Source organism: Rathayibacter sp. RFBD1 (assembly GCF_002932915.1).
GTDB lineage: Bacteria > Actinomycetota > Actinomycetes > Actinomycetales > Microbacteriaceae > Rathayibacter.
Genome location: NZ_PSWQ01000019.1, coordinates 112,909 through 127,186, shown reverse-complemented (window position 1 = coordinate 127,186; position 14,278 = coordinate 112,909). Strand labels below are relative to the sequence as shown.

Here is a 14,278-nt window from a genome sequence, read left to right as displayed (position 1 = left end):
CTCCCTCAGTGTGCCGCGGAGGCGCGCTCCCCGCGACGGATCACAGCGGGTTGACGCCGAACGCCGTGGCCAGCTTGTCGATCTTCTTGGCGCGGCCCAGCCGGGGCAGGTCGCTGCCGTCGCGGATGACGCGGCCGCGGGCCTCGAAGTCGTCGAGGAAGTCGCGGGCCCAGGCGACGTCGGACGGCGTCGGGCTGATGACCTCGTTGATCACGGCGAGCTGCTCGGTGTCGAGGCAGAGCTTCCCGGTGAGGCCGAGCGAGACCGTGAGCGCGGACTGCTCGCGCAGCACGGGGTGGCTGTTCGAGACGGTCGGTCCGTCGATCGGGCCGGGCAGGTCGCCGATGCGCGAGGCGACGACCAGGCGCGAGCGCGGGTAGGCCATCGCGAGGTCGTCGGCGCTGGTGCCGGTGTCGCGGCGGTAGTCGCCGCTGCCGAACGCGAGGCGGAAGGTGCCGCGGGCGCGGGCGATCGAGACCGCCTCCTCGATGCCGAGGGCGGACTCGACCAGGGCGAGCACCGGGGTGGAGCCGCCGAGGCGATCGAAGGTCTCGGTGACGTGCTCGGCGGCCTCGGTCTTGGCGAGCATGACGCCGGCGAGGCCGGGCAGGCCCTTCAGCGCGTCGACGTCGTCGGACCAGAACGGGGTGGAGTGGTCGTTGATGCGGACCCAGGCGCGCTTCTCGCCGGTCAGCCACTCCGCGACGTCGGTCCGCGCGTCGGGCTTCGCCTTGGGGTCGACCGCGTCCTCGATGTCGAGGACGATCTGGTCGGCGCGGGACGCGTGCGCGGCGTCGAACGTCTCGGTGCGGGTGGCGTTCACCAGCAGCCAGGAGCGCGCGATCTCGGGGGCGACGTCGCGCCCCTTCCGCTTCGCGATGGCGGTGGTGGTGGTCTCGGGCAACGTCACGTTCGGGTCCTCTCGGTGGCGCGGTCCTCGCTCCGCGGACGCCACCGCTCTGCGACGGCGCCGGGGACAAGGGTAGCGGCTCCCCGTCGGCGGGGCTCCGGGCACTCCGGCGTCTCTCCACTCCGGGGCTGCGACGCCCCGAGCGCTCCGGATCAGCGGCCCTCCGGGCGCTCCCACAGCGTCAGCACCGTCGTCGGCACCCGGATCCGCTCGCGCGCGACGAACCCCGCCTCCGCGAGCACCGTGTCCGCCTCGCCCTCCGGCAGCGCCTGCCAGACCCGGTCCTCCCCGGCGAGCGCGGCGTGCAGCGCCTCGCCCTCCAGCAGGACGTCCGAATACGTGCCCGTCGTCCCGTACGGAGCGGCGAGGGCGACATCGTCCACGCCCGCGAACGCCTCCGGGTAGGCGGCGAGCGCCAGGCGGGGCCGGAGCGAGACCGTCCCGGAGGAGCCGAGGAGGACGGCGTCGCCCGGACGGGCCCGCTTCTCGACGGCGGCCGCCAGACCGCGGAGATCCTGCCCGGCCGGCTTCCCGGTGACCGTGCGCATCTGCACGAGGACCGGCAGTGCGGCCACCGCGATCAGGGCGAGGAGGGCGACGCCCGTCCGGGCCCTGAACGAGTCGAGCGCGAGGCCGAGGAGGACCGCGAGAGCGGGCGTGCTCGACGCGAGGTAGCGCGGGGTGAACATCGGCTCGACGAGGAGGGTCCCGAGCACCAGCACCGCGGTCGGCAGCACGATCCAGAGGACGAGGGCCGGCAGGAGCGGCCCGCGCAGGCCGCCCCGCACCGCGGCGACCGCGAGGAGCGCGACGGCGATCCCGGCCAGCCACCACGCGGATCCGAAGAACGGCTCGACCATGACGGTGAACGCGGTCACGGGCTGCGAGCGGAGCCAGCCGACCTGGCCGCTCTGCCCTGCGGCGAGGAGCAGCACCGGCACGGCGCCCAGTGCCGAGAGGGCGCTCGCCGGGAGAGCCCGCACGGCACCCCGGCGCGCCGCGGCCGCGGCGAGAGCGACGAGAGCCGGCAGCACCAGCACGGAGTAGAGGAACACGGCGTTCGCCAGACCTGCGACGGCCGCGAACGCGGTCCAGCGCAGGGCGCCTCCGGAGCGGGCCGCCCGCACGACGAGGACCGCCGCTCCCACCACGAGCGCGGTGGCCAGAGCGGAGGATCGCGCCTCGGTCCCCGAGAACGAGGACCGCGGGAGCAGCACGAGCACCGCGGCGGCGAGGAGTGCTGCCCGGGGCCGGTCGAACGATCGCAGCAGGACGACGACGCCCGCCGCCGCCGCTCCCGTGGCGAGAGCGGACGGCGCCCGCACCGCGAGCTCCGACTCCCCGGCGATCGCGATCCAGCCGTGCATCAGCAGGCCGTAGACCAGGTGCACCGCGTCCTTCTCCTGCACGAAGGCGAGGAGCTCCCCCACCGGGAGCCGCGCCAGGCGGAGGGTCGCGGCCTCGTCGTTCCAGTAGGAGGGGATCCAGGAGCCGACGAGGGTCAGCGCGGTGGCGAGGGCGAGGACCGCGCTCGCGGGCAGGGTCCGGAGCGCGCGCATCCCGCCAGCGTAGAGGCCGGGCTCAGCGCGCCGAGCGCTCGGCGAGACCCTTCGCGTACGCGGCCTGGCCGACGTGCTGCGTGTCGTCGTCGATCACCGAGACCAGCCGAACCCCGAGGGTCACCGGCGGATCCCACTGCTCGTCGACGACGCGCGCGAGGTCCTCGTCGCCGAGCGTGTCGAGGAGGGCCAGCGTCTGCCGGTGCACGGCGTCGGCGTACTCCGCGAGCAGCGCGGCGGGCACCGCGGCGAGCGCCGCCACCTCGGCCGGCTCCTGCCCGTAGCCGGTCTCGTCGGGCCCGAAGGGCAGGCCGGACCGGCCGTGGAAGCCGTCGGCCGTCCACACCTGCTCGTGGCCGGCGAGCGGGGCGAGGTGGTCGTCCTGCACCCGGACGAGATGCCAGACGAGCCAGGCGGGCGAGTTCGAGCGGGCGTCCGCGCGGAACGCGAGCTGATCGGGGGTGCTGTCGTCGAGGACGGCGTGCACGTTCTCGTGCACCCGGCCGAAGGCGTCGCGGAGGAGGTCGATGGCTGCGCTCATGCCGCCAGCCTGCCGCTCCCGCGCCCGGTGCGGCACCCCCTCCGCGCGCCTCGGAGGAAGTGCGGAGGCGGGTGCCCGATACTCGGCCCGTGACCTCCGGATCCTCGAACCTGGCGACGAAGCCGTGGCTGACCTCCTACGCGGAGGGCGTGCCCGCCGAGATCGACCCTCCCACCCAGACCCTCGTCGACCTGCTCGAGGACTCGGTCGCGCGGTACCGCCGCGGCACCGCGCTCGAGTTCTTCGGTGCCGAGACCAGCTACGCCGAGCTCGGCGAGCAGGTCGCGCGGGCGGCGGAGGGCCTGCGGCGCCTGGGCGTGCGCGCCGGCGACCGCGTCGCGCTGGTGCTCCCGAACTGCCCGGAGCACGTGGTGGCGTTCTACGCCGCTCTCCGCCTCGGAGCGATCGTGGTCGAGCACAACCCGCTCTACACGCCGCGCGAGCTGCGGCGGCAGTTCGAGGACCACGGCGCCCGGTTCGCGGTCGTCTGGGACAAGATCGCCGACGTCGTCGCGACCATGCCCGCCGACCTGGGCATCGAGCGCGTCGTCTCCGTCGACCTCACCCGCTCCTTCCCGCTCGGCAAGCGCCTGGCGCTGCGGCTCCCCCTGCCGTCGGTGCGCCGGTCGCGCGAGAAGCTGACCGCGACCCCCCGCAGCCGCTCCCTGGTGCCCTTCGCGTCGCTGCTGAAGAACCGCCGCATCGCGCGCTCGCACCCCCGCCCGGTCCTCGGCGACACGGCCCTGCTGCAGTACACGAGCGGCACCACCGGCACGCCCAAGGGCGCGATCCTCTCGCACGCGAACCTCCGCGCGAACGCCCTGCAGGGCCGCGCCTGGGTGCCGGGCCTGCGCGAGGGCGACGAGACGTTCTACGCGGTGCTCCCTCTGTTCCATGCCTACGGGCTGACGCTGTGCCTGACCTTCGCGATCAGCATCGGCGCGAAGGTCGTGCTGTTCCCGACCTTCGACGTCGGCCTCGTGAAGGCGGCCGCGAAGTCGTCGCCGCCCACCTTCCTCCCCGCGGTGCCGCCCGTGTACGACGCGCTCGCCCGCGCCTCCGAGCGCCACGAGCTCGACCTGCGCGGCATCCGCTTCGCGATCTCGGGAGCGATGAGCCTGCCGGTCGCGACGGTGGACCGGTGGGAGCGCGCGAGCCGGGGACTCCTGGTCGAGGGCTACGGCATGACCGAGAGCTCGCCTGTCGCCCTCGGGAACCCGGTCGGCCCGACCCGCCGGCCCGGCACGGTGGGCGTGCCGTTCCCCAGCACGACGATCCGCCTCGTCGACCCCGCCGATCCGTCGGTCGACCGCGGCCCGGGCGAGTCCGGCGAGCTCCTGCTCCGGGGGCCGCAGGTGTTCCAGGGGTACTGGAAGCGGCCGGAGGAGACGGCCGAGGCCCTCCTCCCCGGCGGCTGGCTGCGCACGGGCGACATCGCGACCGTCTCGGCCGACGGCTTCGTGACGATCGTCGACCGGGCCAAGGAGCTCATCATCACCGGCGGCTTCAACGTCTCCCCCTCCGAGGTCGAGGGAGTGCTGGAGTCGCACCCGGACGTGACGCGCGCGGCCGTCGTCGGACTCCCCCGCGAGGACGGCGGCGAGAGCGTCGCGGCGGCCGTGGTCCTGCGGGCCGGGACGGCCGTGGATCCGGAGGCGCTGCGCGACTTCTGCCGGCTGCACCTGACGCCCTACAAGGTGCCCAAGCGGATCGTCCCGGTGGACGAGCTGCCGACCTCGCTGATCGGCAAGGTGCTGCGCCGCCAGGTGCGCGAGAGTCTGCTGGACTGAGGCGACCGGAGCGGGCGGTGGCCCGCGAGGAGGAGGACGACATGGCGAGGATCGTGCAGTACGAGCGGATCGGCGGGCCCGAGGTGCTCGAGACCGTCGAGGCGCCGGAGCCCGAGGCGGGGCCCGGCACCGTGGTGGTCGCCGTCCGCGCGGCCGGCGTGAACCCGATCGAGTGGAAGGTGCGCTCCGGCCTGCGCCCGAGCCCGCCGTTCGACGGTCCGCGGAGGCTCGGGTCGGACGGCTCCGGCGTGGTCTCCGCCGTCGGTCCGGGCGTGACCGGTTGGAGCGTCGGAGACCGGGTGATCGTCAGCGGCGCCACCGGCACCTACGCGACCGCCGTCGCGGTCTCCCCCGACTCCCTCGATCCGCTCCCCGACGGACTCGGCTTCGAGGAGGCGGCCGCGCTCGGCATCCCGGTCTCCACCGCCTACCAGGCGGTGGTCTCGCTCGGCGTCGCGGAGGGATCGACGTTCGTGGTCCACGCGGGCGCCGGCGCGGTAGGACGGGCGGCGATCCAGTTCGCCGTCGACCGCGGAGCCCGGGTGATCGCCACGGCGAGCCCGGCGAACCACGAGGCGCTGCGCGCGCTCGGAGCGGTGCCGGTCGCCTACGGGCCCGGGCTGCTCGAGCGGCTGCGCGCCGCAGCGCCCGAGGGCGTCGACCGCGTGCTCGACGCGGCCGGGACGGACGAGGCGCTCGCCGCCTCGCTCGCGCTGGTGGCGGATCCGCAGCACGTCGGAACGGTGGTCGCAGGCCCTCGTGCGGCAGAGCTGGGCATCCGGGCCTGGAGCGGCGGCAGTCCCGTGCCGCTGACCGAAAAGGAGCAGCGCCTCCGCCGCGAGGGCGTGCCGCTCGCCGCCCGGCTGGCGAGCGAGGGGCGCTTCGCGGTCGCGACCGGTCCGCGCCTCCCGCTCGAGCAGGCCGCCGAGGCGCATCGGCTCAGCGAGGACGGCCACGTCCGCGGGAAGATCCTGCTCGTTCCCTGACCCGGGCCGGCATCCGGCATCCGTCTCCCCACCGCTTCCCCCGCTCTCACCGTCGAGAAGGAGTCCCCGTGTCCACTGACGACACCACCCCCGTGATCCTGGGGGGCGCCCGCACCCCGTTCGCCCGCTTCTCCGGAGCCTTCGCGCCGCTCTCGGGCGTCGAGCTCGGCGCCGCTGCCATCCGAGGGGCTCTCGAGCGCTCGGGCGCCTCCGCGGCAGACGTCGACGCGGTCGTGCTCGGCCAGGTGATCCAGGCCGGAGCCGGTCAGGGCCCCGCCCGGCAGGCCGCGGTCCTCGCGGGCCTGGGCTGGGACGTCCCGGCGGTCACGATCAACAAGCTCTGCCTGTCGGGTCTCACCGCGGTGATCGACGCGGCGCGGATGATCCGGCTCGGCGAGGCGCAGGTGGTCGTCGCCGGAGGGCAGGAGTCGATGACCAACGCGCCGCACCTCCTGCTCGGATCCCGCTCGGGCCTGGGTGTCGGTCCGCGTCCGCTCGAGGACGCACTCCTCCACGACGGCCTGCTCGATCCGTTCGACCGCCGCCTGATGGGGAGGGTGACCGACGACGGCAACGCCGCACGGGGCATCCGCCGCGAGCGCCAGGACGCCTTCGCCGCGCTCTCGCACCAGCGGGCCGCCGCGGCACGGTCCACCGGCGTGCTCGCCGAGGAGATCGTGCCGGTCGCGGTTCCGCAGCGGCGCGGACCGGACCTCGTCGTGTCCGCCGACGACGGGATCCGGGAGGACAGCACGGTCGAGACGCTCGCCCGGCTGGCCCCCGCGTTCTCGCCCGAGGGCACGATCACGGCGGGCAGCTCGTCCCCGATCACGGACGGCGCCGCCGCGCTGGTCGTCGTGTCCCGCGGCTGGGCACGCGAGCGCGGACTGCCCTGGCTCGCGACCGTCGCCGAGCACGGGCAGGTCGCCGGACCGGACAACTCCCTGCATTCACAGCCGTCGGCGGCGATCCTCCGGGCGCTCGGCCGCCGCGGTGCAGCGGTGTCCGACCTGGACCTGATCGAGATCAACGAGGCGTTCGCCTCCGTCGTCCTCCAGTCGGCGGACGATCTCGGCGTCGAGCCGGAGGCGGTCAACCCCGACGGCGGGGCGATCGCGCTCGGCCACCCTGTGGGCGCCTCCGGAGCACGGCTGGCCCTGCACCTGGCGCTGGCCCTCCGGCGCCGGGGCGGCGGGCTCGGCGTCGCCGCGCTCTGCGGCGGAGGCGGCCAGGGCGAGGCGCTGATCCTCGAGGGCTGACCGGCGGTCCGCCCCCAGGAGCGCGTCGGCGCCTCCGGCTACGCTCGCGGGATGAGCATCCTGAGCGCCGACGGCCTCGCCTTCGTCACCGAGCGCCACCTGGCCACCCTCTCCACCCCCGGCCGCCAGGGCCGCCTGCACGTGGTCGCCGTGGGCTTCACCTACGAGGACGGCGTCGTCCGCGTCATCACCTCCCGCGAGAGCCAGAAGGTGCTCAACGTCCGGCGGGGCGGCACCGCGACGGTCGGGCAGGTCGACGGCATCCGGTGGCTGAGCCTGGGCGGTCCGGCGACGATCGAGGAGGAGCCGGACGCCGTGCAGCACGCCGTCGAGCTCTACTCCCAGCGCTACCGCACCCCGCGCCCGAACCCCCTCCGCGTCGCCATCCGCATCGACGTCGACTTCGCCCTCGCCTCCTCCGGCCTGCGCGCGGAGTAGCCGGGTGGCCCGCGGCGACGCGCTGGGCGGGGGCGGTGCCGTCTCCTCCCTCCGCACCTACCGCTACGTCCGCCTCTCCCTGGTGGCGGCCGTGGTGCTCCTCACGGCCGGCCTCGTCCACCAGCTCGTCGTCGGAGGCCCGCTGCGCTCGATCAGCGCCTCGTACTACACCCCGGTCCGCTCCCTCTTCACCGGGGCGCTCTTCGCGGTCGGCGTCGCGCTGGTCGTCCTCGCCGGGAGAAGCGTGCGGCGCTTCCTCCTGCTGCTGGCGGGCATGACGGCGCCGGTCATCGCGATCGTGCCGGTGCCCCTCGCCTCGGAGGAGCTGCAGCGCCTCCAGGGAGCGGTGTGCCCGCCGGGAGGGGCGTCGTGCCTTCCCGCGACGGCCGCGGGTGAGGTCGCCGCCTCCCTGCCCGCCTACCTGGTCACGGCCGCGGCCGTCCTCGTCGCCTCCGTGATCCTGCTCGCCCTCGACCGGGTCCTCGACCGCTGGGCGCTCGTCCGCACCGCGATCGCCGCCGCCCTCCTGATCGCTCTGGCGGCCTGGAGCACGCTCCCGTCGTTCCTGCGGCTCGGCCACTACGCCGCCGCCGGCGTCTTCTTCCTGCTCATCGCCGTCACCGCGGGTCTGCACGCCGTCGCGGTGCGCGAGGAGGGAGCGAGCGGGCCGGGGACGCCGCGCTTCTACTCCCGCTGCTACGCCGTTCTCGCGGTGCTGATCGCCGCGGTCGATGCGGCGCTGGTGCTCCTGCTTCTCACGGGGCGGGGAGCGGAACTTCTCGGCGAGCAGTGGCTCCTGCTCGGCGAGGCCGTCGCGCTCGCCCTCTTCGGGATCTTCTGGGTGCTGCAGACCGTCGAGAACTGGGACCGTCCCGACGTGCTGCTCGTCGCGCGGGGCTGAGGGGGCCGGTGGCGGCCCCCTCAGCCGCTCAGCGCTTGAGGGTGATCGAAGCGCTCCGCCCGAGGTTCCCTGCGGCGTCGTAGGCGTGCGCGACGATCGCGTACCGCCCGGCCGGGTAGGAGGAGGCCGAGACGGTCAGGCGCCACGTGCCGTCCGACGCCCTCGTCGCGTCGCCCAGCCGCGTGGCTCCGCTCCAGAAGCTCAACTTCGTCGTGCCGACGTCGTCCTTGGCGGTGGCGACCAGGGTGACAGAGCCGCGCACCGTCGATCCGCTCGTCGGCGCGGTGATGACGGTCTTCGGAGCCGTCGTGTCGCGCGACGGCGCGGGCGAGCCCGTGGGCGCCGGAGCAGGAGCCGCGGTGGGCGCCGACGTGGGAGTCGGGGTCGGAGTCGGAGCCGGTTCGTCGCCGAGGCCCCAGGCCGTCCACAGCTCCTCCGCGATCATCGCCTGGCCGGCGACGTTCGGGTGGAAGTAGTCGACGTCCGTCGAGAGCTGGTCGAGCGAGATCGGAGCCGCCGTGAGGGCGCCGCCGTCCCACACGCAGTCGTTCGCGGCGGACGCGCAGGCCGATTCGAGAGCCTCGTTGAAGTCGGCCTCCCGGTCCTCCGCCGCCGCGAGCGAGGCGGTGGAGGCCGAGCCGGTCAGCGGGGCTCCGGTCGTGGCGTCGACTCCGCGCTGGGTCCGGCAGACCCCGCCCCAGGCCCAGATCGCGGCGCCCGGCGTCGACTTCACAGCGTCCCACTCCGACTCGATGTCCGGGACCGAGCCGACGAGCACCGTCGCCTCCGGCCACTCCTCGCCGATCGAGCGCAGGATCCGGGTCGCCGACGCGGCGAAGGAGGCCGCGGGCGTCATCGCGTAGCCGTCGCGGGAGTCGGGCGAGAGGCTCAGCGAGCAGAGGTCGTTGCCGCCGATCAGCAGCGTGACCACGTCCGGCTCCTCCCCGGCCGCGACCGCGGCGTCGATCCGCGACTCGACTCCGCTGATGACCGCGCCCGACTTCGCGTAGTTCACCGCGCGGACCGCCGTCCGCGGATCCGCCGCCGCCATCCGGCTCGCGATCGAGTCGACCGCGGGCGCCGATCCCGTCGCCCAGGAGTTCTCGACGCAGTCGCGGTTCACCCCGCAGGTCGTCGCCGCGCGCGTGATCGAGTCGCCGAGCGCGAGCAGCGTCTGCGTCCCGGACGCCTGCGCCGGCGGTGCCGCCAGGAGCCCCGCCAGGAGCGCGATCGCCCCCGCGCCGACCCCTGCCGCTCTCCGCCGTCCCCTGTGTGCTGTGGTCCCCATGTCGTCCCGTCCCCTGGTCGTCCGTCGCTCGAGTGCCTCGCGTGCTGCGAGAGCACGAGGGGCGAGCGTACGTCGCTGCGGCTCCCCCGACGGACCGGAGGAGGGCGGCTCCCGCCCGGCGCGGCCCGGATGGGGGACACGGAGGACGCACGGAGGCGAGCGGCCCACAGCTTCGGGCGCCCGATCGTCAGGACCTGCACGACCGGCCCGCGCGCTCTCCCGCCCGGAGAGCACGTGGACCGACGGCTCCTCCTCGATACTCTGAAGCGACGATCGGCCGTCGCCGTGGAGGGAAGAGGGATCAGCATGGACTACTCGAACGAGGACGATCTCAAGCAGAGGATCGGTATCGACTCCTGGAGGAATCTGTCGAAAGAGAAGTTCATCGCGTTCGCATCCGAGCTGCCGAACATGAGCGAGGAGCTCGCCCTGAAGGTCGTCGAGCAGTTCCCGGATTTCAAGAATCTCGTCCTCGACTCGTTCAGTGAAGTGCGAGATCAGGCGAGTTCAGCCGTTCGAGCCAACTGGAAGAGTCAGAAGAAGGTTCACAGGGCCTTCGCCGAGTACCGCGCCGTCCTGAACCGCGAACTGGATCGTGACACCCTGAGCGCGGCGGACCGCTACTCGGTCCTTCGGCTGTTCACAGAAGCGATCGACGACGAAGCGCTGAAGGATTCGGAGCACAAGGCGTTCGTGCTCCGTGCACTGGGCATCGTCGCGATGGTCGCAGTCGCCGGAGTCTCGACGGGAGTCGCCGTCCTCGGCGGTCGAGCCAGGATCGGCGGAGACGCCTAGTACCGAGTGCCGATCGAACGGACCACTCCTCCGCCGACGAGCGCGTCGAGGCCGCGAGGCGGTCGACCCGCCGAACAGGCGAGGTTCCCGATCCGGCCGCCGGCACAAAGCAGAAGGCCCGCTCTCTCGAGCGGGCCTTCTGTGGTGGTGGATCCGAGGGGATTCGAACCCCTGACCTCTTCATTGCGAACGAAGCGCGCTACCAACTGCGCCACGGACCCGTGCCTTCCGAGCCGTCACCGGCCCGAACAACTCGTCCACACTAGCACGGACGAGCAGGCGCCTCGCACTCGCGTCAGGCCCCGCGGCGGCGCTGCAGAGCCTGGTCGAGGTCTATCGCGTCCACGCCGTCCACGACGCCCATCGCGGCGAAGCGGGAGGAGGGACGCGGGGCCTCGGGAGCGGGAGCGGCGGCACGCGGGACGCGCAGCGGCGCCACCTCGGGAGCGGTCGCGGCGGCGCGCTGGGCGAGCTCCGCTTCCGCCGCGGCGGTGCGCAGGCGCTCCACGGCGTCGATCGACGCCATCGCGGAGGCGGCGACCGTGCCCCGGGACAGGTAGAGCGGCTTGGGGAGCGGCTGCGGCGTCCAGCTCGCACGGTCCTCGGCGAGCTCCTCGGAGGCGTCGTCCGCGGCCTCCTCGGCGAGCTCGGCCTCGAAGACCTCGGCGCGCCGGCGCTCGGTCGCGGCGGCCGTCGTCGCTGTCGCGGCCGGAGCGGCGGCGCGGCGGCGACCCGGCGCCAGCAGGATCAGCGTGCCGAGCCCCGCGACGGCGAGGAGCAGGCCGACGAGCGGCACCGCGCCCGTGCCGCCGAACGGCAGCATCACGAGCCCGACCAGCGCGGCGACCGCGCCGACCAGCACGGCCAGCGCGGCGCCCTGGCGCCAGCGCAGGACCGAGGGCCCTGACCGCGTGCTCCGCCGTGCGCTCGCGGTCGCCCGTCGCAGCGCGTCGCGCGCCGCCTTCTCCGCCTGTGCCAGCTCCATCGCCTGTGCCTTCTCTTCGGCTCGTCGTCGTGTCTCGGTCACCCGGAGCCGGCGCTGCTGCAGCGCCACCTCGCGGGCCGTCGCCTCCGCACGCACGTGCTCGGGCACTTCCGCGGTCTCGGCGAGGATCCGCAGCGTCTGCTGCAGCCTCACCGCGTTGCGCTCGGTCGCGTTGTACGACCGCCTGCGCATCCACGTGGGGATCAGGTAGGCGACCCACAGAACGGCGGCGAGCGCCCAGACGACGCCCCCGCCCAGCCAGTCGCTACTCATGCGGACAACGCTAGGAGCACCGGGCACTCCCGTCCGTCATTACGGGTAGGTGTGTCCGTGCGGATCGCGGATCAGCCGGGGCCCCGTCGGAGGGACACCGGCGCCGTCGGAGGGTCCGGAGAGACCCGAGCGGCGCGAGGCGCGGAGGTCCGCGTCGGTCGGCAGGCCGACCTCCGACGGGACCTGCCCGTCGAGGTAGCGGCGGAGCACGCCGCGGGGCACCTCCTCCGCCACGAGGGCGAAGCAGAAGTGGTCCCGCCAGTCGCCGTTGATGTGGATGAAGCGCCGCCGCAGGCCCTCGTAGCGGAAGCCGAGCTTCTCGACCACGCGCAGGCTCGGCCGGTTCTCCGGGCGGATGCAGATCTCGATCCGGTGCAGGCCCAGGTCGAGGAAGGCGTGGTCGGCCGCGAGGGCCACGGCGATCGGCGTGATCCCCCGCCCGGCGTAGCGCTCGGACACCCAGTAGCCGATCGACCCGGAGGAGAGCGAGCCGTACCCGATGTTCGAGATGTTGAGCTGCCCGGCGAGCTCGCCGTCCCAGTCGATGAGGAACGGCACTCCCCCGCCGGCCCGCGCGTTCTGCTGCAGCGAGCGGATGCTGGCGCGCACGTCGAACGCGGCACCTCCCCGGGGGTCGGACGCCTCCCACTGGCGCAGCCACGACCGGTTCGCGATCAGCTCCCGCTCGAGAGGGCGGGCGTCGCGCACGCGGATGGGGCGGACGGTGACACGACCCTCGGTGAGCGTCGGGATCGGGAGCGGCATGATGCGACCCTACTGCTCCGCCGCACTGCGGGAGGGGGACTGGACTCCGCGGCGTTCCGTGCTCTCGGGGAACGGAGGAACGGACGGGATCCCGTGCCGCAGCAGGGGGTCCCGTCCGTTCCGGAGGCGCGCTCGCCGGGGCTCAGAGGCCGGCGACGAAGTCCTTCAGCCAGGGCTTGAGGTCCCTGCCGAGGTCGTCGCGGTCGGAGGCGAGCTGCACGATGGCCTTGATGTAGTCGAGCTTGTCGCCGGTGTCGTAGCGGCGGCCGCGGAACACGACGCCGTAGACGCCGCCGAACTCGGCCGGGTCCTGGGCCATGCGCTCCAGCGCGTCGGTCAGCTGGATCTCGCCGCCCTTGCCCGGAGCGGTGTGCTCGAGCACGCCGAACACGTCGGGCTTCAGCACGTAGCGGCCGATGATCGCGAGGTTCGAGGGGGCGTCCTCCTTGGAGGGCTTCTCGACCAGGCCGGTGATCCGCACCACGTCGTCCTCGTCGGTCGCCTCGACCGCCGCGCAGCCGTAGAGGTGGATCTGGTCGGGGTCGACCTCGAGCAGCGCGACCACCGTGGTGTCGCGCTGCTCGGCGACGTCGATCATGCGGGAGAGCAGCGGGTCGCGGGCGTCGATCAGGTCGTCGCCGAGGAGCACGGCGAAGGGCTCGTCGCCGACGTGGCGCTGCGCGCGGGAGACCGCGTGGCCGAGGCCCTTCGGCTCGCCCTGGCGGACGAAGTGCACGTCGGCGAGGTCGCTGGCGTACTTGACGTGCTCGAGCTTCTTGTCGTCCTTCTTCTGGGACAGGTTCTGCTCGAGCTCGGGCACCGAGTCGAAGTGGTTGGCGAGCGCGTTCTTGTTGCGCCCGATGATCACGAGCACGTCCTGGAGGCCGGCGTCCGCGGCCTCCTCGACCACGTACTGGATCGCCGGCTTGTCGACGACCGGCAGCATCTCCTTGGGGATGGCCTTCGTCGCCGGCAGGAAGCGGGTGCCGAGACCTGCGGCGGGGATGACTGCTTTGCGGATTCGAGTGCCCATGGGGCGCCATCCTAGCGGCGGGGGAAGTCGCGGGAGTTTCGCGCCAGGACCGGCGACGGAAGGCGCCGGACCCCGTTCCGGGGCGGTCCGGGACGAGCGTCCCTCAGGGTCGTCCGCGCGGAGGCCGGCGCGGGGCCCGGTTCTAGACTGAGCGCATGCCAGCCGACATCACGCACGAGAAGCGGGCGCTGCGCGCCGAGCTGCGCGAGCGCCGCCGCACGCAGACCTCGACCGCTCGCGACCAGGCCGCGGAGCAGATCACCGCCCACCTGATCGAGCTCGCCACCCGCGTGGGGGCCCGCTCCCTCGCGTGCTACCTCTCCGCTCCGGACGAGCCGAGCACCCGGCCGTTCCTGGGCTGGGCCGAGAGCCACGGCATCCGCGTCCTCTTCCCCGTCTCGCGCCAGGACGGCCTGCTCGACTGGGCGGTCGGCGACGGCCACACCGAGACCCAGGGCCTGTTCGGCATGCCCGAGCCCGTCGGGCAGCTGCTCGGCCCCATCGCGATCAACGACGTCGACCTCATCGTCGTCCCGGCCGCCACCGTCGACCGGCAGGGGATGCGGATGGGCTGGGGGCGCGGCTACTTCGACAAGACCCTCGGCTCGATGGAGAAGTGCCCGCCGGTCTACGCCGTCGTCTTCGACAGCGAGCTCGTCGACCGGGTGCCCAGCGAGGTCCACGACCAGGCCGTCGACGGAGTCGTCACTCCCTCCGGCATCGTCGACCTGCGCCACTGACCCCGTCCTCCTTCT

14 protein-coding genes and 1 tRNA gene are annotated in these 14,278 nt (G+C 73.9%); 7 read left to right on the top strand and 8 right to left on the bottom strand.

Going from position 1 to position 14,278, the window contains the following annotated elements; translation table 11 throughout:
• Positions 1–40: 40 nt before the first annotated feature.
• The 3 genes from C5D50_RS09030 to C5D50_RS09020 form a co-directional block, all read right to left on the bottom strand.
• On the bottom strand, positions 41–904 hold the full coding sequence (locus C5D50_RS09030) for a CoA ester lyase (protein WP_208543400.1): 864 nt from the start codon (positions 902–904) through the stop codon (positions 41–43).
• A gap of 158 nt (positions 905–1,062) precedes the next feature.
• The gene (locus C5D50_RS09025; protein ID WP_104283320.1) at positions 1,063–2,469 is read right to left on the bottom strand and encodes a glycosyltransferase family 39 protein; all 1,407 of its coding nucleotides are present in this window, start codon (positions 2,467–2,469) and stop codon (positions 1,063–1,065) included.
• A 22-nt stretch (positions 2,470–2,491) separates the two neighbouring features.
• On the bottom strand, positions 2,492–3,010 hold the full coding sequence (locus C5D50_RS09020; protein ID WP_104246705.1) for a DinB family protein: 519 nt from the start codon (positions 3,008–3,010) through the stop codon (positions 2,492–2,494).
• Positions 3,011–3,099: 89 nt separating this feature from the next.
• Between C5D50_RS09020 and C5D50_RS09015 the strand changes: the two genes are divergently transcribed.
• The 5 genes from C5D50_RS09015 (at position 3,100) to C5D50_RS08995 (ending at position 8,384) form a co-directional block, all read left to right on the top strand.
• Positions 3,100–4,800, top strand: coding sequence for a long-chain-fatty-acid--CoA ligase (locus tag C5D50_RS09015; protein ID WP_104246706.1), 1,701 nt, complete (start codon positions 3,100–3,102; stop codon positions 4,798–4,800).
• 41 nt (positions 4,801–4,841) lie between these two features.
• Positions 4,842–5,786 carry an NADP-dependent oxidoreductase gene (locus tag C5D50_RS09010; protein ID WP_104288991.1) on the top strand — a complete coding sequence of 315 codons (945 nt, stop codon included), beginning with the start codon at positions 4,842–4,844 and terminating at the stop codon, positions 5,784–5,786.
• A 68-nt stretch (positions 5,787–5,854) separates the two neighbouring features.
• Positions 5,855–7,045 (top strand): acetyl-CoA C-acyltransferase, encoded by a 1,191-nt coding sequence (locus tag C5D50_RS09005; RefSeq protein ID WP_104232853.1) that lies wholly within the window; start codon positions 5,855–5,857, stop codon positions 7,043–7,045.
• 51 nt (positions 7,046–7,096) lie between these two features.
• Positions 7,097–7,483 carry a pyridoxamine 5'-phosphate oxidase family protein gene (locus C5D50_RS09000; RefSeq protein ID WP_104223212.1) on the top strand — a complete coding sequence of 129 codons (387 nt, stop codon included), beginning with the start codon at positions 7,097–7,099 and terminating at the stop codon, positions 7,481–7,483.
• A 4-nt stretch (positions 7,484–7,487) separates the two neighbouring features.
• On the top strand, positions 7,488–8,384 hold the full coding sequence (locus C5D50_RS08995; RefSeq protein WP_104283319.1) for a hypothetical protein: 897 nt from the start codon (positions 7,488–7,490) through the stop codon (positions 8,382–8,384).
• 28 nt (positions 8,385–8,412) lie between these two features.
• Here C5D50_RS08995 and C5D50_RS08990 read toward each other — a convergent pair whose 3' ends face one another.
• A complete protein-coding gene (locus tag C5D50_RS08990) occupies positions 8,413–9,672 on the bottom strand; it encodes a GDSL-type esterase/lipase family protein (protein WP_104283318.1) in 1,260 nt (419 codons plus the stop codon).
• 234 nt (positions 9,673–9,906) lie between these two features.
• Here C5D50_RS08990 and C5D50_RS08985 point away from each other — a divergent pair, with 234 nt between their 5' ends.
• On the top strand, positions 9,907–10,467 hold the full coding sequence (locus tag C5D50_RS08985; RefSeq protein ID WP_146086909.1) for a hypothetical protein: 561 nt from the start codon (positions 9,907–9,909) through the stop codon (positions 10,465–10,467).
• Between the two features lie 145 nt (positions 10,468–10,612).
• Here the strand turns inward: C5D50_RS08985 and C5D50_RS08980 are convergent.
• From C5D50_RS08980 to galU, 4 genes are all read right to left on the bottom strand, one after another.
• Positions 10,613–10,688: transfer RNA gene (locus tag C5D50_RS08980), tRNA-Ala, on the bottom strand.
• 74 nt (positions 10,689–10,762) lie between these two features.
• Complete coding sequence (locus C5D50_RS08975) at positions 10,763–11,725, bottom strand: hypothetical protein (RefSeq protein WP_104223216.1); 963 nt, start codon at positions 11,723–11,725, stop codon at positions 10,763–10,765.
• Between the two features lie 39 nt (positions 11,726–11,764).
• Positions 11,765–12,490, bottom strand: a complete 726-nt coding sequence (locus tag C5D50_RS08970; protein ID WP_104273095.1) for a GNAT family N-acetyltransferase — start codon at positions 12,488–12,490, stop codon at positions 11,765–11,767.
• Between the two features lie 142 nt (positions 12,491–12,632).
• Entirely contained in the window at positions 12,633–13,523 is an 891-nt protein-coding gene (gene galU / locus C5D50_RS08965) for a UTP--glucose-1-phosphate uridylyltransferase GalU (protein WP_104283316.1), read from the bottom strand.
• A 155-nt stretch (positions 13,524–13,678) separates the two neighbouring features.
• Here galU and C5D50_RS08960 point away from each other — a divergent pair, with 155 nt between their 5' ends.
• Positions 13,679–14,263: a 5-formyltetrahydrofolate cyclo-ligase gene (locus tag C5D50_RS08960; protein WP_104223219.1), complete on the top strand. Its 585-nt coding sequence runs from the start codon at positions 13,679–13,681 to the stop codon at positions 14,261–14,263.
• Positions 14,264–14,278: the final 15 nt, after the last annotated feature.